Here is a 17,660-nt window from a genome sequence, read left to right as displayed (position 1 = left end):
AAAACGGTGAGCATTATGCTCACCGTTTTTATTTTGATGCGATTCAACTGCCGACGTTATTCGCGGAACAGCGCCTCAATGCTCAGGCCCTGCAACTGCAGAATTTCACGCAGGCGACGCAAACCTTCAACCTGGATCTGGCGAACGCGTTCGCGAGTCAGGCCAATTTCACGGCCCACATCTTCGAGCGTCGCCGCTTCATAACCCAACAGGCCGAAACGACGAGCCAGCACTTCGCGCTGCTTGGCGTTCAGTTCGAACAGCCACTTAACGATGCTCTGTTTCATGTCATCGTCTTGCGTGGTGTCTTCCGGGCCGTTGTCTTTCTCGTCAGCCAGAATGTCCAGCAACGCTTTCTCTGAATCCCCGCCCAACGGCGTATCGACAGAAGTGATACGTTCGTTCAGACGCAGCATACGGCTGACGTCATCGACCGGCTTGTCGAGTTGCTCTGCAATCTCTTCAGCGCTCGGTTCATGATCCAGTTTGTGAGAAAGTTCACGCGCGGTGCGCAAATAGACATTCAGTTCTTTAACGATGTGGATAGGCAAACGAATGGTTCGAGTTTGGTTCATTATCGCCCGTTCAATCGTCTGACGGATCCACCAGGTTGCGTAAGTAGAGAAACGGAAACCGCGTTCCGGGTCAAACTTTTCCACTGCGCGGATCAGGCCGAGGTTACCCTCTTCAATCAGATCCAGCAGCGCCAGGCCGCGATTACTGTAGCGGCGGGCGATTTTCACCACCAGCCGCAGGTTGCTTTCGATCATTCGGCGGCGGGACGGCACGTCACCGCGCAGTGCACGCCGCGCAAAATAAACTTCTTCCTCTGCGGTAAGCAGCGGGGAATAACCGATTTCGCCCAGATAGAGCTGCGTCGCATCCAATACGCGTTGGGTAACGCCTTGAGACAACAACTCTTCTTCTGCTAGATCACTCTCACTGGCCTCTTCTTCGACCAGTGCTTTTTCGTCGAATGATTCCGCTTCCGTTGCGTTCTCGTCGAAATCTGCCTCATCCTGCAACTCGTTAACTTTCAGCGTATTTTGGTTCATATGCTGCTCCTACCCGTGATACCGCGAGCAGAATATCAGCGTATTCTGCCCAATCTATCGCTGCGGAAGAAAACGCAGCGGGTTTACGGATTTCCCCTTGTAACGAATTTCAAAATGCAAACGTACTGAACTGGTTCCGGTGCTACCCATGGTTGCTATTTTTTGACCCGCCTTCACTTCTTGTTGTTCCCGGACCAGCATTGTGTCGTTGTGAGCGTAGGCGCTCAGGTAATCATCATTGTGTTTGATGATGATAAGATTACCGTAACCCCGTAAAGCATTGCCTGCGTACACTACGCGACCATCGGCGGTAGCGAAGATAGGCTGCCCACGAGACCCGGCGATATCGACACCTTTATTCCCACCTTCTGATGAGGAAAAGTTATCAATGATCTTACCGTCAGTCGGCCATCTCCAGGTACTCACTGGCGAGCTGTTACTGACGGTGCTGCTCACTGGTGGAGCAACAACCGGCGCGGTAACAGGCGCTGCCGCGGTGGTTGCCGCTACTGCACCTGCTGTAGGTAACATTTTACCTACATTCTGTTTACCCGAGTTATCAGAATACGCGTTAGTTGATGGAGAATCAACCGTTGCAGTTTGTATCTGCGTAGTGGACGGCGGCTTCGGAACACCGCCGCGCGTTGCGTCTGTCGCCGCCAGCATGCCGCCGTTTCCGTTGGCAGAACCATTACCAAGTTGAATGCTTTGACCCACATTCAAACTGTAAGGCTCAGGAATATTATTACGTTGCGCCAGGTCACGGAAATCGTTCCCGGTGATCCACGCGATGTAAAATAACGTATCGCCACGTTTTACCGTGTAGGTATTACCGCTGTAGCTCCCTTTGGGAATTGAATTGTAACTGCGGTTGTAAACGATGCGCCCTTCAGGGCTTGCGTTTGCTCCGGCGTTGCCGGATGCAGCGGCGCCGCCACCGCCCACACTACTGATAGGGGCTGATGTCGATGCATCATTCGTACAACCCGCCAACCACAAACTAACCATCGTACACACCGCAACCCGGCGTAAAGTAATCATTGGGCTTCCCGTGCTCATGCTTCCCCCATGACAGCAATATCAGCGATATATCCAAAATACCCTTTACATCGTAGCTGAGCTTTTACCACTCTCTCAGTTTCTGCGATGAAAGGTGCCCGCGGCCGATCCCTGAATGCCAGGAAATCTCCTGCCGGAGCCTCAAAACAGCGCGCCAATGCTAACCACATTGGCGGTGCCGCACCATAAGACAACTACGCAGAAAGGCAATTGTATTGAAAATTAACTTTATTGAAACGCTAAAACCTTAACCAGAGGTGATGAAAGTGCAACAGATTTCATTTTGCGCCTAAAATTCAGACAATCCTTAGGCCAGTTCGCCCTTCACCAGCGGTACAAAACGCACCGCCTCGACGGTATCGATGACAAAATCATTGCCCTGACGTTGAATACGTTTGAGGGTTTGGGCCTGTTCTCCCACCGGCAGCACGAGAATGCCGCCGTCATCCAGTTGTTCCAACAGCGCCGGCGGGATTTCTGGCGGCGCCGCAGTCACAATGATGGCATCAAACGGACCGCGCGACGCCCAACCCTGCCAGCCGTCGCCATGACGTGTAGAGACATTGTGAAGATCGAGCTGTTTCAAACGGCGTTTGGCCTGCCATTGCAGCCCTTTGATGCGTTCGACGGAACAGACATGCTGTACCAGATGCGCCAGAATAGCGGTTTGATAACCGGAACCTGTGCCGATTTCCAATACTCTTGAAGTGGGCGTCAGATTTAACAGTTCGGTCATTCGCGCAACCATATAAGGTTGGGAAATGGTTTGGCCGGAGCCGATGGGCAGCGCAGTATTTTCATAGGCTTTGTGTTCAAGCGCTTCGTCAACAAAGCGTTCACGCGGCACCGCTTCTATCGCTTGCAGCAACCGTTCTTCCTGGATCCCCTGCTGACGCAGCTGCGTCAGCAATGTTTGCATACGCTTGTTCACCATTCCCCGCCAACCCCTGCTTTGGTTAACCACGTTTTTACCACGTCCTGGGCTGCATAGGCGGTTAAATCCACCTGTAAGGGCGTAATCGCCACATACCCTTGCTCCACCGCGGCGAAATCAGTGTCCGGCCCGGCATCAAACTTATCACCCGGTGGCCCGATCCAATAGAGGTTTTGCCCACGCGGATCCTGCTGGCAGAACACTTTGTCCGCCGGGTGGCGGCTGCCGCAGCGGGTTACGCGAATGCCTTTGATCTGGTCCAGCGGCAAATCCGGCACGTTAATATTCAGAATTTTCCCCGTTCGCAACGGTTCACGCTGTAACGCGCGCAGCACGCGGCAGGTGATTGCCGCCGCAGTCGCGTAATGCTGATGGCCGTTCAACGACACCGCCAATGCGGGCAAGCCCAGATGGCGCCCTTCCATGGCGGCGGCTACGGTGCCGGAATAGATAACGTCATCGCCAAGATTGGGCCCGGCGTTGATGCCGGAAACCACAATGTCCGGCGCAGGCTGCATCAAGGCATTCACTCCCAGATACACGCAGTCGGTCGGCGTGCCCTGTTGCACGGCAATGTCACCATTGGGCAATGTCAGGGTGCGCAGCGGCGATTCCAGCGTCAGCGCATTGGAAGAACCGCTGCGGTTACGGTCGGGCGCCACAACCTGCACCTCAGCGAATTCTCGCAGAGCCGCCGCCAGCATCTGAATACCTGGGGCGGTAACTCCGTCGTCATTACTCAGCAATATCCGCATAAGAGGTTGTCTTCTTTTTATCTCTCTCACCCATGCAGCGTTTAACGCAGCCTGGCATTTACATACTCGGAATGACCGCCCAAAAGGCGGCACTTGACCAGCAGATATTATGTTTACTCCCCCCGGTGTGTCCAGTAACCAAAGGGAAACACCGTTCTGCGCTCACGGCACCTTGCCTAAGCAACCCCTAGACGCAAATCACACATTCCTTACGAAAACCTGACACTTCAGTCGCAATTTCGTATTATCACGAAACAATTATTTCAAGGTTTATCCCTCTCAATGCCTTTAGCAAGACTAAAATATTTGGACGGTTTACGCGGTTTTTTTGCGTTAACAGTGGCATTAAGTCATTTTTTTGGTAGCCAGTTTGGCTGGCGTGACTATCCATTCCAAAACGCATACATCTCCGTGGATTTCTTTTTTATCCTTTCGGGGTTTGTGCTGACTCATGTTTATGGCCAAGCCCTATCGTCAGGGGCGATGAGCGATAGAAAATTTATCTTCTATCGCTTTGCGCGCATGTATCCACTGCACATCGTCACCATGGCCGTCGTTGGTATCATTTATCTGTTGACGCAACGCACATTGCCCTTTAATGAACCGCTTTTTTCTGGCATCGCCAATATTTTTCTCTTGCAGAACATGGGCTTTGTCAACAACTGGAGCTGGAATGACCCAAGCTGGTCAATATCCGCCGAGTTTTGGGTTTCCGTCTTTCTGGTCCCCTGGTTTATCCGCCGTGCAAAAACCAATCAACTGCTATTTATCGCTTTAATGTGCTACACCGTTTTATATACGGCTTTCGGTTCACTGATGGTCGGTCATGAAATGATGTATGGTGCCGTCACCGCCGGTTTTGTCAGATGCATCGCCGGGGTCGCACTGGGGGTTGCCGTTTGTCGTATGGCCCAAGGCATGCGGCAGATAGAACTCAGTCGTGGGCAGAAATCTATTATTGGCTGTCTTGATTTCATTCTTTTCGCAGCCGTCGTGTACTTGGTTTATCAAAAAAACCCGATTGGAAAATTAAGCTTCTTGCCAATCCCGCTTATCGCGTTGCTTATTTTAAGCCTGGCAACGTTAAATTCATGGTTTCATCAGGTGATTGGCAGCCGAGTTCCGGTCTGGTTTGGTGATATCAGCTATTCTGTTTACCTTATACATACTCCCATTATTCTGGTTATGGGAGGGGTGTTCGCCCCGCTGGATTTACCATTTGCAATAAAACTAATGGTCTTTATCACCCTGACGTTAATCTTGTCACAGTTCACTCATCGCTTTTTTGAGAAACCCTGTTACGAATGGTTAAAGAAACGTTTTTCCGGCGGCCCACTAACCGACGTGAAAGAGATAAAGTTAAAAACCGAAGAATCGTTCACCACGCCACGCTAAGGCATCAGATAAAAAAACCTGCATCCGCAGGTTTTTTTATTATTCGCCAATGTCCGCGTCACCGCTATCCAGCCGCATGATTTCGCGCACCACGCTGGTGGCAAAACTGCCGGCCGGCAGCCAAAAGCGCAATTCGACGGTAGCGTCATCCCACCAATTCCACTGCATCTTTTGCGGCTGCAGCAGCAGCGCACGACGGGCCGGATCAACGCGCTCACGCTTTAACAACGCCATCAGCTCCGGCTGTTCCGCCAAACATTGCCGTTCAAAATCCAACGCTTCCCCGGCGGTACCCGGTTCGCCGTCGCCCGGCAACGGTGCGGTAATCAACAATTCACCGGCATCCAATCGCTGCTGCAACTCAGCCAGTTCATCCGGTTTGGCGACAAACCAACTGCCGCGGCCAGTCAGTTGCAGCGCATCCCCTTCCAGCACAGTGCGGTGCTGTTGATTGGCCAGGCGCCGGCTGGCGATCAGGTTAAACAGCGCGCTGCGGCTGGCGGAAAGGTAAAAACTGCGCTTGCTGCGTTCTTTAACCCGGATCTCATCATTCGCCCAGCGGCGCGCCATGACCAGGTTATTGCCACCGCGACCAAAACGCTGGCTGCCGAAGTAGTTCGGCACGCCGCCCGCCGCAATGGCCTGCAGGCGCTGTTCGACATCCTGACGATCGGAGATCTGGCGCAGCACCAGAGTAAAAGCGTTGCCTTTCAGCGTGCCGATACGCATTTTTCGCAGATGCCGGGCACTGGCCAGCACTTCGCAGCCCTCCAGCGAGAACTGGCTGAAATCGGGCGTTTCTTTGCCCGGCAGATGCAGGCAGAACCACTGTTCGGTCACCGCATGGCGATCTTTCAGGCCGGCGTAACTGACCGAGCGGGCGTGAATGCCGGCGAAACGCGCCAGATAATCGGCAACAAACTGGGTGTTACATCCGTTCTTGCGGATGTTCACCAGCACATGTTCGCCTTCTCCGTCCGGCTCAAAGCCCAGATCTTCCACCACCACGAAATCTTCCGGGCTGGCTTTCAGCACCCCGGTGCTTTGCGGCTGGCCGTACAGCCAGGTCAAATTAGCCATATCCATGCGTTATTCCTTGATCAACAAGGCAACCGCTTCGCAGGCAATGCCCTCGCCACGCCCGGTAAAACCAAGCTGTTCGGTGGTCGTGGCTTTAACGTTAACGTCGTCCATATGGCACTGCAGGTCTTCCGCCAGGAAAATACGCATCTGCGGAATATGCGGCGCCATTTTGGGCGCCTGGGCAATAATGGTGATATCCAGGTTCCCCAGGCGGTAGCCTTTGGCGCGAATGCGCCTCCAGGCTTCACGCAGCAATTCACGGCTGTCGGCGCCTTTGAAAGCCGGATCGGTATCCGGGAACAGCTTGCCGATATCCCCAAGCGCCGCCGCCCCCAGCAGAGCATCGGTCGCCGCATGCAGGGCCACGTCGCCGTCCGAGTGGGCCAGCAAACCTTTCTCATAAGGGATGCGAACACCACCGATCACCAGCGGCCCTTCGCCGCCAAATTTATGTACATCAAAACCGTGACCGATACGCATGATGCGCTCCTTAATCGTCCAACTGGGTTAAATAAAACGCCGCCAGCGCCAAATCTTCCGGCCGCGTGACTTTAATATTGTCCGAACGTCCTGCGATCAGCTGCGGGTGATAACCGCAATGCTCCAGCGCAGAGGCTTCATCGGTGACCGCCGCGCCCTCGTCCAGCGCGCGCTGCAAACAAAGTTTGAGCAATTGCAGCGGGAAGAGTTGCGGCGTAAGCGCATGCCACAGGTCCTGACGTTCAACGGTGTGAGAGATAGTTTCCTGACCGGGCTCCCCGCGCTTCATGGTGTCGCGCACCGGTGCCGCCAGAATGCCGCCAACTTTGCTGTGTTCAGTGATCGCCAGCAGACGATCGAGATCTTCCGCATGCAAGCAGGGGCGTGCGGCGTCATGCACCAATACCCACTCTGCCTCACCGGCCAGTTGCAACCCGGCCATCACCGAATCGGCGCGTTGGCGGCCGCCAACGGTCACTCGTACACGAGGATCCTGGGCAATAGGTAATTGGCAGAACTGCCGATCGTCAGGGCCGATCGCCACAATCACCTGCGGAATGCGCGGATGACGCAGCAGCGCATGGATCGCGTGTTCGAGAATGGTTTGCTTACCGATGGTTAGATATTGCTTCGGGCAATCAGCCTGCATGCGGCTGCCGACACCGGCAGCGGGCAAGACGGCAATCACCGAGGGGAAGGTGCCTGCAGAGTGATTCATTCGTTACTTTTGTACGTTATTTTGCGAGGAGGACGTCGCGTTGCGTCTTGATTGATCTGGAACCAGACGATAGAAGGTTTCACCGGGCTTAATCATGCTCAGTTCATTGCGCGCACGCTCTTCGATCGCTTCCTGACCACCGTTCAAATCGTCGATTTCGGCAAACAACTGATCGTTGCGCGCTTTCAATTTAGCATTGCTGCCCTGTTGGAGCGCAACGTCTTCATTGACCCGCACGTAATCGTGAACACCATTTTTACCCAGCCACAGTGAATACTGTAGCCATCCGAGCAATGCCAGCAATAGCAGCGTAAGTTTTCCCATCTCCGCCCCCTGAAAAACCGACCAATCATCCCACAACTTTTCGTTGGACTCCACACTGAGAGCGGCATTCACCGCCAAATTCAGAGTAAGGATGAGAATTTACTGAGTTTATAACCTAAATTCGCGCCGAAAGCGGCAAAAAAAACCACTTTCACCCGATCAGACAGCGGTCGGCACCTCCGCAATCCCTCTCTCAACCTTTTTATCGGTTATGCAGCAAGAAAAACTGGCTGCCCTCTTATTTCACCAACACATCCACCAACCACGTACAAAAAGTGCATATTTAACGCCATCTGAAATCACACACCCAGGTAAAGGTTGTATTTCTATTCATTAAGAATTATTTTTATGCACTGGTAGTGCATAAATAAATCCAATAGATAACTTTTAATTACCGGGGATAGTGATGTTAAAACGCTTAGTTCTGATTGGCGCCTGCCTGGCCGCCACCCTGTCGGCCTCTGCCCTGGCAGCCGAACCCACTTACGTCGTCGGCTCCGGCGGCACCTACCGCCCATTCGAATTCGAAAACAGCAGCAAACAGCTGGAAGGTTTTGATATTGATATCATCAAGGCCGTAGCCAAGGCTGAAGGCTTCCAGGTCAAGCTGGTGAATACGCCGTGGGAAGGCATCTTCGCCACGCTGAATTCCGGCGATCGCGACATCATTATCTCCGGCATCACCATTACTGAAAAACGCAAGCAAATGGTTGATTTTTCTGAACCTTACTTCCCGGCCGAGCAAACTATCGTGGTCCCCAAAGACTCTCCTGTGAACTCCATCGCCGCGCTGAAAGCGCTGAAGGTCGGTGTCGTGAACTCCAGCACCGGCGACATCGTAGTGTCGGACGTACTGGGTAAAAACAGCACCGCCATCAAGCGCTTTGACAATACCCCATTGCTGTTGCAGGAGCTGTATGAAGACGGCATCGGCGCAGCCGTGGGCGACGTCGGCGTGGCCAAGTTCTACATCAAAACCCACCCGGAAAAAGAGTTCAAGCTGGTGTCCGACGCTAAATTCGAACGTCAATATTTCGGTATCGCCGTTGCCAAAGGCAATGATGAACTGCGCGGTAAAATCAACGCAGGCCTGAAGAAAATCATCGCCGACGGCACCTACGCCAAAATTTACCAGACCTGGTTTGACAGCAACGTACCCACACTGCCTGCCGAGTGAATCAACTGATGCCAACCTGCCGATCGGCAGGCGTAACGAGCTAAGTCATATTGGGTGCGGACAGCGCACAGCCACCGGAGTGGGCACGCAGTCCATGAGGATGGCGAGCACTGCCCAATCCCAAGACGACGACGCGCAGTAGCCTGAACATTTTTTAAGAAGGATCCGACCTTGAATTTCCGTTGGGAGATTATCCAGGAGTACGCTCCGCTGTTTATGGAAGGTGCCTGGATGACCATCAAATGCACCATTATCTGCGTGATACTGGGCACCACCTGGGGATTACTCCTTGGGTTAGGCCGTCTGGCGCAAGCGCCGCACGGCATCTGGAAACCGATACTGCATTACGGCGTACAATGGCCAGTGCGCATTTATATCAGCGCCTTCCGTGGCACCCCGCTGTTTGTGCAGATCATGGTGGTGCACTTCGCCCTGGTACCGCTATTTATCAACCCGCGTGACGGCTTGCTGGTGACTAACGGCCTGATGAGCAGTGACTTCGCACGTGCTCTGCGCTCCGACTACGGCGCGTTTCTCTCTTGCGTCGTGGCGATTACGCTCAACGCCGGTGCCTATGTTTCAGAAATCTTCCGTGCCGGCATTCAGTCAATCGATCGCGGCCAGATGGAAGCTTCGCGCTCGCTGGGCATGAGCTACGGCAAAACCATGCGCAAGGTTATCCTCCCGCAGGCATTCCGTCGCATGCTGCCACCGCTGGGCAACAACGCCATTGCCATCGTCAAGGATTCCTCGCTGGCCTCCGCCATCGGTCTGGCCGATCTGGCCTATGCCGCTCGCACGGTGTCCGGTGCCTATGCCACCTATTGGGAACCCTACCTGACCATTTCGCTAGTCTATTGGGTCCTCACCTTCCTGCTTTCGCTGATGGTGCAACACATGGAAAAGAGGTTCGGGAAAAGTGATTCGCGTACATAACCTGCAAAAACAATTCGGCGAAAGCCACGTACTGCGTGGCATCTCCTGCGAGATCGAGGCCAACGAAGTGGTCTGCGTCATCGGCCCGTCCGGTTCCGGCAAAAGCACCTTTCTGCGCTGTATCAATGCACTGGAGACGCTTTCCGGCGGCGAGGTTCTGGTTAACGGATTTGCCATACACAGCCAGAAAACCGATCTCAATAAAATGCGTGAGAGCGTGGGTATGGTGTTTCAACGCTTTAATCTGTTCCCGCATATGACGGTGCTGGAAAACATCATTATGGCACCAATGGGGGTGAAAAAACGGTCACGCGCCGACGCCATCCTTCATGCAGAAACGCTGTTACGTAAGGTGGGCCTGTTGGACAAGATTGACGCCTACCCCAGCAGCCTGTCTGGCGGCCAACAGCAACGGGTAGCTATTGCCCGGGCGCTGGCGATGGAACCGAAAATCATGCTGTTCGACGAACCCACCTCCGCACTGGATCCCGAGCTGGTCGGTGAAGTATTGGCGGTAATGAAGTCGTTGGCACACGAAGGCATGACAATGGTGGTGGTCACTCATGAGATGGGCTTTGCCCGCGAAGTGGCCGATCGGGTGTTGTTTATCGATCAGGGGATCATTCAGGAAGAAGGCACTCCACAGCAGATTTTCAGCAATCCTGCCAATCCGCGTACTCAGGCTTTTCTAAGCAAAGTTTTGTAACCTTCGGCATGGCTTTGCAATGTTGCGGGCGCAGGTTACTGCGTCCGCTCTTTCACCAGCCGGTCAGAAAACTGAATACCAGCCAGAATAGACACAGCACGATGGCGCCGGTCAACAACAGCGTCAAGAGGAGCCTGCCGCGCAGCAGCATGCTGAGCGTAATGCCAATCAGCACCGAAACCGGCATCAGGGCCAGGAAGAACGGCCAGGTGTACAGCAGAAAAAACAGGGTATTAGAGCCGTAAACCAGAAACGGCACCGCGAACGCCAGCCAGTAAAAAACAAAGCCGCAGACGCCGCCCAGGAAAGAATACGAGGGTTCCTCTTTTTCAAGCGTAGAGTCGATCAAGACAGGCGAGACATTTTGCATAGTAATCCCTGGTTATTCGGCGCGCTCTGCGGCGAGCTTAGCGTAAAAAGCGTATGGCGCAAAAACGCCACACGCTTTTTTGAATTCAGGGTTTGATAATAGCCCGACCACGCAACACGTCTAACAATTGCGCAATCAAATTTGTTACCAATTGTTGGCCATCAAGGTGAATATCCGGCTGTTGCGGCGCCTCGTAAACCGAGTCGATCCCGGTGAAATTACGCAGCTCGCCGGCACGCGCTTTTTTGTACAATCCCTTAGGATCGCGCGCTTCGCAAATCGCCAACGGGGTATCGACAAACACCTCGATAAAACGATCGCTATCGAGCAATTCACGCACCATTTGCCGTTCGGCGCGATGTGGGGAAATAAATGCGGTCAGCACCACCAACCCGGCATCCACCATCAGCTTCGCCACTTCGCCCACGCGGCGAATATTCTCACGCCGATCGTCATCGGAGAAACCCAGATCGCGGCACAGGCCATGACGCACGTTATCGCCGTCCAGCAAATAGGTGCTGACGCCAAGCGCGTGCAGCGCCTGCTCCAGCGCGCCGGCAACGGTGGATTTTCCCGAGCCGGACAGCCCGGTAAACCACAGCACCACGCCTTTATGGCCGTTGCGGGCTTCGCGATCCGCACGCGCTACCGCATGCGGATGCCAGACCACATTGTCATCATCCGGCCCGGTAGGCCGTTGTTGATCCTCGGTCACGTTATTTGCCCCCAAGCAGGTCGCGCGCACCCCAATGCGGGAAGTGCTTGCGCACCAGGGCGTTCAGTTCCAGCTCGAACGCGCTATGCTCCCCCGCCGGCGCCTGCGCGCCTTGCAAGGTTTCGCGGATCAAGCCGGCGCCGACCGTAACGTTGCTCAGGCGATCGATAAAGATCAGCCCACCGGTATCATGGTTGCGCTGATAGCTGTCCAGCACCAGCGGCTCGTCGAAGGTCAGCTCCACCAAACCGATGCCGTTCAACGGCAGGGTATCCGCCTGATGCTGCGCCAACGAGTTGATTTCTACCTGGTGGCGGATGCCTTCCACGCGCGCACGGGTCTTTTTACCCGCGACTTTGATGTCATAGCTTTGGCCCGGCAGCAGCGGCTTCTCAGCCATCCACACCACGTCGACCAGCGCGCTTTGCGCCGCCTGCAGGGTTTCCCCGGCATCGACCAGCAGATCGCCACGGCTGATGTCCACTTCGTCTTTCAGCACCAGCGTAATGGCTTCACCCGGTACCGCCTCCTGCAAGTCGCCATCAAAGGTGACGATGCGCGCTACGGTGGATTCCACGCCGGAAGGCAGTACCTTCACGCGTTGGCCCACACGCACCACACCGGCCGACAGCGTGCCCGCGTAGCCGCGGAAATCCAGATTCGGTCGGTTGACGTATTGCACCGGGAAGCGCAGCGGCTGCGCTTCACGCTCGCTGATCACATCCACGGTTTCCAATACCTGCAGCAGCGTCGGGCCGCTGTACCAAGGCATATGCGCGCTTTCGGTCGCGACGTTGTCGCCGTCGAGCGCCGACAGCGGCACAAATTTGATGTCCAGATCGTTCGGCAACTGTTGTGCAAAGGTCAGGTAATCCTGTTTAAACTGCTCGAACACCGACTCTTTATAGTCCACCAGATCCATTTTGTTGACTGCCACCACCAGGTGACGGATCCCCAGCAGCGTAGCGATAAAGCTGTGCCGGCGGGTTTGATCCAATACCCCTTTGCGCGCGTCGATCAGCAGGATCGCCAGATCGCAGGTGGAAGCGCCGGTCGCCATATTGCGGGTGTACTGCTCATGCCCCGGGGTGTCGGCGATGATAAATTTGCGTTTTTCGGTCGAGAAATAACGATAGGCCACGTCGATAGTGATGCCCTGCTCGCGCTCGGCCTGCAGGCCGTCCACCAGCAGCGCCAGATCGAGCTTCTCGCCCTGGGTGCCGATACGCTTGCTGTCACTGTGCAGCGTAGACAGCTGATCTTCGTAGATCTGGCGAGTATCGTGCAGCAGGCGGCCGATCAGGGTGCTTTTGCCATCGTCGACGCTGCCGCAGGTCAGAAAGCGCAGCAGGCTTTTATGTTGCTGTGCGTGCAGGTAAGACTCGACTCCGCCCTGTTCAGCGATTTGTTGTGCAATTGCATTGTTCATCCGGCGGCTCCTTAGAAATACCCTTGACGCTTCTTCAGCTCCATCGAGCCGGACTGATCGCGGTCGATCATCCGTCCCTGGCGCTCACTGGTGGTGGATACCAACATCTCTTCGATGATCTCCGGCAGCGTCTCCGCCTCCGACTCCACCGCGCCTGTCAGCGGCCAGCAGCCCAGGGTGCGGAAACGCACCATACGCTGGCTGATCTCTTCGCCCGGCTGCAGATCGATGCGATCGTCGTCCACCATCAGCAACATGCCGTCACGCTCTACCACCGGACGCGGTGCGGCCAGGTACAGCGGCACGATGTCGATTTTTTCCAGGAAGATATATTGCCAGATATCCAGCTCGGTCCAGTTCGACAACGGGAACACGCGAATGCTCTCACCCTTGTTGATCTGACCGTTGTAGTTGTGCCACAGCTCCGGGCGCTGGTTTTTCGGGTCCCAGCGGTGGAAGCGGTCGCGGAAGGAATAGATGCGCTCTTTGGCGCGCGATTTCTCTTCGTCACGGCGCGCCCCGCCAAAGGCGGCGTCAAAACCGTACTTGTTCAGCGCCTGCTTCAGACCTTCGGTTTTCATGATATCGGTGTGCTTGGCGCTGCCGTGCACGAACGGGTTAATCCCCATCGCCACGCCTTCCGGGTTTTTGTGTATCAGCAGTTCAAAACCGTATTCTTTCGCCGTGCGGTCACGGAATTCGTACATTTCGCGGAATTTCCAGCCGGTATCCACATGCAACAGCGGGAACGGCAACGTGCCCGGATAGAACGCCTTGCGCGCCAGGTGCAGCATCACGGAAGAGTCTTTACCGATGGAATAGAGCATCACCGGATTGCCGAATTCAGCGGCGACTTCACGGATGATATGGATACTCTCCGCCTCCAATTGCCGCAAATGAGTGAGTCGTTTTTCGTCCATAACAGATCCTTAAGCCAAATTCACGACGGCTGGGCGTGATACCCCTTCCGTCTGCGGTTGATGCCCAAACCAGGCGATTTGGTGATGCAGTTCCACCACTTCGCCGATCACCAGCAGCGCCGGTAACGGTGCCTGTTGAGCCAATTGTTCGAGTTGTTGCAAGGTACCGATCCGCACCTGTTGGTCCGCTCGCGTACCGCGGCTGATCACCGCGACCGGCGTACTGGCCGCGCGGCCGTGGGCAATCAGACGCTGGCTGATATCCGCCGCCTTCATGGTGCCCATGTAGATAGCCAGAGTCTGCCGCGCACGCGCCAGATCGGCCCAATCCAGCCCGTCGCCGTCGGGGCGACAGTGGCCGGTAATAAAGGTAACGCTCTGCGCATGGTCACGGTGCGTCAGCGGGATGCCGGCATAGGCCGTCGCCCCGGCAGCGGCGGTTACGCCCGGTACCACCTGGAATGGAATGCCTGCAGCGGCGGCCACCTGCAACTCTTCGCCACCGCGGCCAAAGATAAAGGGATCGCCCCCCTTCAAGCGCACCACACGTTTGCCCTGTTGCGCCAGTTCCACCAACAGACGGTTGGTTTCTTCCTGAATAACCGAGTGCGCCCCGGCGCGTTTGCCCACGCAGATGCGTTCGGCGTCGCGACGCACCAAATCCAGGATTTCATCGCTAACCAAATGGTCATACAGCACCACATCGGCCTGCTGCATCACCTGCAGCCCACGCAGGGTCAGCAACCCCACGTCGCCAGGGCCTGCGCCCACCAGCGCAATCTCACCCTGGGTGCCTTCGCTGCCCAGTGCAAACTGCTGTAAGTCCTGTTCCAACTGCCGCTCCGCCTGCGCCTGCTGGCCATTGGCCACCAGCGTGGAGAATCGGCCGCCGAAGGTTTTCTCCCAAAAGCGACGGCGCTCGCCGATCGAACTCAGCCGTTGCTTCACCTGGCCGCGCCAACGCCCGGCCACTTCCGCCATCTGCCCCAGGCTGGCAGGCAGCAGCGCTTCGAGCTTTTCGCGCAACATGCGCGCCAATACCGGCGCCTGGCCGCTTGAAGAGACAGCCACCACCAGCGGCGAGCGATCGATAATCGACGGGAAGATAAACGAGCAGCGCGGCTGATCGTCGACCACGTTGGCCAGCACCCGGCGTTTATCCGCCTCGCTAAACACCTCGGCGTTCAGCGCGCCGTCATCGGTCGCGGCAATCACCAGGAAAACATCGTCCAGCTGTTGCGCGGCAAAAGCCTGCCCCAGCCAGCGGATATGTCCCTGCTGACGCTGATGTTCAAGTTCCGGTGAGAGCGACTGCGCAACTATCCGTATTTCAGCCCCGGCACGCATGAGAAGTTCAACTTTGCGCGCAGCCACTTCGCCGCCGCCAACGACCAGCACCGGGCGTTGTTTCAGGTCGGCAAATATTGGTAGATAGTCCACAACAGCCTTTTCATATATGCAGAATGATAGGGTGACTATACGGGCTGAGATTTGGCCTCTGAAATGACGAAAAGGAATTAATAGTTCCTTTATGGAATATAGGCCGCATTGCAGGGTTCAAGGGGAGATAACCGGGCTAAAAGTTTGCGCGCCGGCACCAAAATTAGGAGCCGAAGAAATTGTGTAATGCCGCCTGTCGTCTCATACTGGTCACCGCAAAAAAATCATCGGTATCGCCGATATCAAAGAAGGATTTTTCGGTATGTTTTCCCGCGTTTACCTGAAGACGAGCCTGCTGATGGCGGCGCTCGGCGCCGTTTTCAGCGTTTCGGCCGCTATCCCGTCAGTGAAAGAAGCCCCTGTGGGGAAATTCGCCGCCGAGCAGATTCGCCATATCGCCACCTATTTCCCCGGTCGCATGGCGGGTAGCCCGGCGGAATTGCTCACCGCAGACTACCTCAAACAGCAGTTCGGCAAGATGGGCTATCAAAGCGATATCCGCAGCTTCAACACCCGCTATCTCTACACCAGCAAAGACGGCAAAAAGAACTGGAATAACGTCACCGCCAGCTCGGTGATCGCCGCAAAAAATGGCAGCAGCCCGAAACAAATCTTGATCGTGGCGCATTTTGACACTTACACCCCGCAAAGCGATGCCGATCTGGACAACAACCTCGGCGGGTTGACGCTGCAAGGCGTCGACGACAACGCCTCAGGCGTTGGCGTGATGCTGGAATTGGCGGAACGCCTAAAGCACATCCCCACCGCTTACGGCCTGCGTTTTGTCGCCACCAGCGCCGAGGAGATCGGCTCTCTGGGCGCGCAAAACTACCTGCAGCGCATGAGCGCGGAAGAAAAACACAATACCGTGCTGGTGATTAACCTCGACAGCCTGGTGACCGGCGATCGCCTGTACTTCAATGCCGGCCGCAATACGCCGAAGAAGATAGCCAAACAGAGCCGCGATCGTGCACTGGATATCGCCCACCGTTACGGCATCGCCGCCGCCGCTAATCCTGGCGGCAAACAATGGCCGAAAGGCACCGGCTGTTGCTCAGATCAAGAGGTGTTTGATAGCGCAGGTATTCCGGTGCTTTCGGTCGAAGCCACCAACTGGTCGCTGGGTGATAAAGACGGCTACCAGCAGCGCGCCGTCAGCCCCCATTTCCCGCAAGGCATGACCTGGCACCGCCCGCAGTACGACAACCTGCAGTATCTGGAGCGTTATCTGCCGGGCCGGATCGACAAACGCAGCCGCGAGAGCGTGCAGATTCTGCTGCCGCTAATCAAAGAACTGGCACAGGCGCACCCGGTTAAAGCGCAGAAAAAGTAATGCCCAACAGAAATAACAAGGCCCGACAAATTTTGCCGGGCCTGGAACGAATCAGCAGCACACTTAACCTTCGTGCAGACCGCACTCGCGCTTGAGGCCGAAGAAACGGGTTTCTTCTTCGCTCATGCCCGGCTCCCATTTCTGCGTGGTGTGGGTATCCCCGACCGACAGATAGCCTTGCTCCCATAGCGGGTGGTAACTCAGGCCGTGATCGGTCAGGTACTGATAAATCTTGCGGTTATCCCAGTCGATAATCGGCAGGATTTTGAATACGCCACGTTGCACCGCCAGCACCGGCAAGTTGGCGCGGCTGCCGGATTGCTCGCGGCGCAGGCCGGCGAACCAGGTCTGCCCGCCGAGGGTCTCCAGCGCACGGTTCATTGGTTCAACCTTGTTGATCTGGTTGTATTTCTCGATACCTTCTACGCCCTGCTCCCACAGCTTGCCATAGCGCGCCTCCTGCCAGGCGGGCGACTGCTCGGCACGGAACACCTGCAGGTTCAACTTGAGCTTGTCGACCAGTTGATCGATAAACTGATAGGTTTCCGGGAACAGATAACCGGTATCGGTAAGGATCACCGGGATATCCGGCTTGATCCGGGTGACCAGATGCAGACACACCGCCGCCTGAATGCCAAAGCTTGAAGAAAGCACAAACTCGCCGGGCAGATGTTCCAGCGCCCATTCCACACGTTGCTCGGCGGAAAGGGCTTCCAGTTGACCGTTTACGGCCCCCAGCTTCAGCGCCTGTCCGGACTTGGGCAACGCATTCAGCGCCGCCAGATCGAATTCAGCCATGTTGCCTGCCTCCTGATTCTTGAATACTACCGC

General features: G+C 55.6%; 19 protein-coding genes. 5 read left to right on the top strand and 14 right to left on the bottom strand.

The window, feature by feature from the left end; translation table 11 throughout:
• Positions 1 to 56: 56 nt before the first annotated feature.
• From rpoS to surE, 4 genes are all read right to left on the bottom strand, one after another.
• Positions 57 to 1,055 (bottom strand): RNA polymerase sigma factor RpoS, encoded by a 999-nt coding sequence (rpoS, locus tag JK621_RS02810; RefSeq protein ID WP_212558561.1) that lies wholly within the window; start codon positions 1,053 to 1,055, stop codon positions 57 to 59.
• Between the two features lie 54 nt (positions 1,056 to 1,109).
• Entirely contained in the window at positions 1,110 to 2,096 is a 987-nt protein-coding gene (nlpD, locus tag JK621_RS02805; RefSeq protein ID WP_212558560.1) for a murein hydrolase activator NlpD, read from the bottom strand.
• 325 nt (positions 2,097 to 2,421) lie between these two features.
• Entirely contained in the window at positions 2,422 to 3,048 is a 627-nt protein-coding gene (locus JK621_RS02800; RefSeq protein ID WP_212558559.1) for a protein-L-isoaspartate(D-aspartate) O-methyltransferase, read from the bottom strand.
• Entirely contained in the window at positions 3,042 to 3,803 is a 762-nt protein-coding gene (surE, locus tag JK621_RS02795) for a 5'/3'-nucleotidase SurE (protein WP_043912118.1), read from the bottom strand. Before surE ends, JK621_RS02800 begins: the two co-directional genes overlap by 7 nt.
• 282 nt (positions 3,804 to 4,085) lie before the next feature.
• Here surE and JK621_RS02790 point away from each other — a divergent pair, with 282 nt between their 5' ends.
• On the top strand, positions 4,086 to 5,198 hold the full coding sequence (locus JK621_RS02790) for an acyltransferase family protein (RefSeq protein ID WP_212558558.1): 1,113 nt from the start codon (positions 4,086 to 4,088) through the stop codon (positions 5,196 to 5,198).
• A gap of 39 nt (positions 5,199 to 5,237) precedes the next feature.
• On the opposite strand, the gene truD is transcribed toward JK621_RS02790, so the two are convergent.
• Genes truD through ftsB form a run of 4 tightly spaced genes read right to left on the bottom strand, consistent with a single transcriptional unit; the run spans position 5,238 to position 7,803 of the window.
• Complete coding sequence (truD, locus tag JK621_RS02785; protein WP_212558557.1) at positions 5,238 to 6,284, bottom strand: tRNA pseudouridine(13) synthase TruD; 1,047 nt, start codon at positions 6,282 to 6,284, stop codon at positions 5,238 to 5,240.
• 3 nt (positions 6,285 to 6,287) lie between these two features.
• Positions 6,288 to 6,761, bottom strand: a complete 474-nt coding sequence (gene ispF / locus JK621_RS02780; protein WP_212558556.1) for a 2-C-methyl-D-erythritol 2,4-cyclodiphosphate synthase — start codon at positions 6,759 to 6,761, stop codon at positions 6,288 to 6,290.
• Between the two features lie 10 nt (positions 6,762 to 6,771).
• Positions 6,772 to 7,479: a 2-C-methyl-D-erythritol 4-phosphate cytidylyltransferase gene (gene ispD, locus JK621_RS02775; protein WP_212558555.1), complete on the bottom strand. Its 708-nt coding sequence runs from the start codon at positions 7,477 to 7,479 to the stop codon at positions 6,772 to 6,774.
• Positions 7,480 to 7,482: 3 nt separating this feature from the next.
• On the bottom strand, positions 7,483 to 7,803 hold the full coding sequence (gene ftsB / locus JK621_RS02770; protein WP_006317700.1) for a cell division protein FtsB: 321 nt from the start codon (positions 7,801 to 7,803) through the stop codon (positions 7,483 to 7,485).
• A gap of 406 nt (positions 7,804 to 8,209) precedes the next feature.
• Between ftsB and JK621_RS02765 the strand changes: the two genes are divergently transcribed.
• From JK621_RS02765 to JK621_RS02755, 3 genes are all read left to right on the top strand, one after another.
• The gene (locus JK621_RS02765; protein ID WP_212558554.1) at positions 8,210 to 8,980 is read left to right on the top strand and encodes a basic amino acid ABC transporter substrate-binding protein; all 771 of its coding nucleotides are present in this window, start codon (positions 8,210 to 8,212) and stop codon (positions 8,978 to 8,980) included.
• Between the two features lie 216 nt (positions 8,981 to 9,196).
• Entirely contained in the window at positions 9,197 to 9,916 is a 720-nt protein-coding gene (locus JK621_RS02760) for an amino acid ABC transporter permease (protein WP_051922616.1), read from the top strand.
• Positions 9,900 to 10,622, top strand: coding sequence for an amino acid ABC transporter ATP-binding protein (locus JK621_RS02755; protein ID WP_212558553.1), 723 nt, complete (start codon positions 9,900 to 9,902; stop codon positions 10,620 to 10,622). Before JK621_RS02760 ends, JK621_RS02755 begins: the two co-directional genes overlap by 17 nt.
• A 52-nt stretch (positions 10,623 to 10,674) precedes the next feature.
• Here JK621_RS02755 and JK621_RS02750 read toward each other — a convergent pair whose 3' ends face one another.
• The 5 genes from JK621_RS02750 to cysG form a co-directional block, all read right to left on the bottom strand.
• Entirely contained in the window at positions 10,675 to 10,992 is a 318-nt protein-coding gene (locus tag JK621_RS02750; protein ID WP_212558552.1) for a DUF3561 family protein, read from the bottom strand.
• A gap of 85 nt (positions 10,993 to 11,077) precedes the next feature.
• Positions 11,078 to 11,707, bottom strand: a complete 630-nt coding sequence (gene cysC, locus JK621_RS02745) for an adenylyl-sulfate kinase (protein WP_041415890.1) — start codon at positions 11,705 to 11,707, stop codon at positions 11,078 to 11,080.
• A 1-nt stretch (position 11,708) separates the two neighbouring features.
• Complete coding sequence (cysN, locus tag JK621_RS02740) at positions 11,709 to 13,136, bottom strand: sulfate adenylyltransferase subunit CysN (RefSeq protein ID WP_212558551.1); 1,428 nt, start codon at positions 13,134 to 13,136, stop codon at positions 11,709 to 11,711.
• Between the two features lie 11 nt (positions 13,137 to 13,147).
• Positions 13,148 to 14,056: a sulfate adenylyltransferase subunit CysD gene (gene cysD / locus JK621_RS02735; RefSeq protein WP_004950261.1), complete on the bottom strand. Its 909-nt coding sequence runs from the start codon at positions 14,054 to 14,056 to the stop codon at positions 13,148 to 13,150.
• Positions 14,057 to 14,065: 9 nt separating this feature from the next.
• Positions 14,066 to 15,496 (bottom strand): siroheme synthase CysG, encoded by a 1,431-nt coding sequence (cysG, locus tag JK621_RS02730; protein ID WP_212558550.1) that lies wholly within the window; start codon positions 15,494 to 15,496, stop codon positions 14,066 to 14,068.
• A 262-nt stretch (positions 15,497 to 15,758) separates the two neighbouring features.
• Here cysG and JK621_RS02725 point away from each other — a divergent pair, with 262 nt between their 5' ends.
• Positions 15,759 to 16,829 carry an aminopeptidase gene (locus JK621_RS02725; RefSeq protein ID WP_212558549.1) on the top strand — a complete coding sequence of 357 codons (1,071 nt, stop codon included), beginning with the start codon at positions 15,759 to 15,761 and terminating at the stop codon, positions 16,827 to 16,829.
• Positions 16,830 to 16,892: 63 nt separating this feature from the next.
• Here the strand turns inward: JK621_RS02725 and JK621_RS02720 are convergent, their stop codons facing one another.
• Positions 16,893 to 17,627: a phosphoadenylyl-sulfate reductase gene (locus JK621_RS02720; protein WP_212558548.1), complete on the bottom strand. Its 735-nt coding sequence runs from the start codon at positions 17,625 to 17,627 to the stop codon at positions 16,893 to 16,895.
• Between the last annotated feature and the right edge of the window lie 33 nt (positions 17,628 to 17,660).

The organism is Serratia plymuthica, assembly GCF_018336935.1.
Taxonomy (GTDB): domain Bacteria; phylum Pseudomonadota; class Gammaproteobacteria; order Enterobacterales; family Enterobacteriaceae; genus Serratia; species Serratia plymuthica_B.
The sequence above is the reverse complement of the archived record's forward strand: the minus strand, read 5'-3'. Positions and strand labels throughout refer to the sequence as shown.

Bases quoted from the DNA above. Each gene is read 5' to 3' on its own strand.
- rpoS (WP_212558561.1), bottom strand. From the start codon at position 1,055: ATGAACCAAAATACGCTGAAAGTTAACGAGTTGCAGGATGAGGCAGAT.
- nlpD (WP_212558560.1), bottom strand. From the start codon at position 2,096: ATGATTACTTTACGCCGGGTTGCGGTGTGTACGATGGTTAGTTTGTGG.
- JK621_RS02800 (WP_212558559.1), bottom strand. From the start codon at position 3,048: ATGGTGAACAAGCGTATGCAAACATTGCTGACGCAGCTGCGTCAGCAG.
- surE (WP_043912118.1), bottom strand. From the start codon at position 3,803: ATGCGGATATTGCTGAGTAATGACGACGGAGTTACCGCCCCAGGTATT.
- JK621_RS02790 (WP_212558558.1), top strand. From the start codon at position 4,086: ATGCCTTTAGCAAGACTAAAATATTTGGACGGTTTACGCGGTTTTTTT.
- truD (WP_212558557.1), bottom strand. From the start codon at position 6,284: ATGGATATGGCTAATTTGACCTGGCTGTACGGCCAGCCGCAAAGCACC.
- ispF (WP_212558556.1), bottom strand. From the start codon at position 6,761: ATGCGTATCGGTCACGGTTTTGATGTACATAAATTTGGCGGCGAAGGG.
- ispD (WP_212558555.1), bottom strand. From the start codon at position 7,479: ATGAATCACTCTGCAGGCACCTTCCCCTCGGTGATTGCCGTCTTGCCC.
- ftsB (WP_006317700.1), bottom strand. From the start codon at position 7,803: ATGGGAAAACTTACGCTGCTATTGCTGGCATTGCTCGGATGGCTACAG.
- JK621_RS02765 (WP_212558554.1), top strand. From the start codon at position 8,210: ATGTTAAAACGCTTAGTTCTGATTGGCGCCTGCCTGGCCGCCACCCTG.
- JK621_RS02760 (WP_051922616.1), top strand. From the start codon at position 9,197: ATGGAAGGTGCCTGGATGACCATCAAATGCACCATTATCTGCGTGATA.
- JK621_RS02750 (WP_212558552.1), bottom strand. From the start codon at position 10,992: ATGCAAAATGTCTCGCCTGTCTTGATCGACTCTACGCTTGAAAAAGAG.
- cysN (WP_212558551.1), bottom strand. From the start codon at position 13,136: ATGAACAATGCAATTGCACAACAAATCGCTGAACAGGGCGGAGTCGAG.
- cysD (WP_004950261.1), bottom strand. From the start codon at position 14,056: ATGGACGAAAAACGACTCACTCATTTGCGGCAATTGGAGGCGGAGAGT.
- JK621_RS02725 (WP_212558549.1), top strand. From the start codon at position 15,759: ATGTTTTCCCGCGTTTACCTGAAGACGAGCCTGCTGATGGCGGCGCTC.
- JK621_RS02720 (WP_212558548.1), bottom strand. From the start codon at position 17,627: ATGGCTGAATTCGATCTGGCGGCGCTGAATGCGTTGCCCAAGTCCGGA.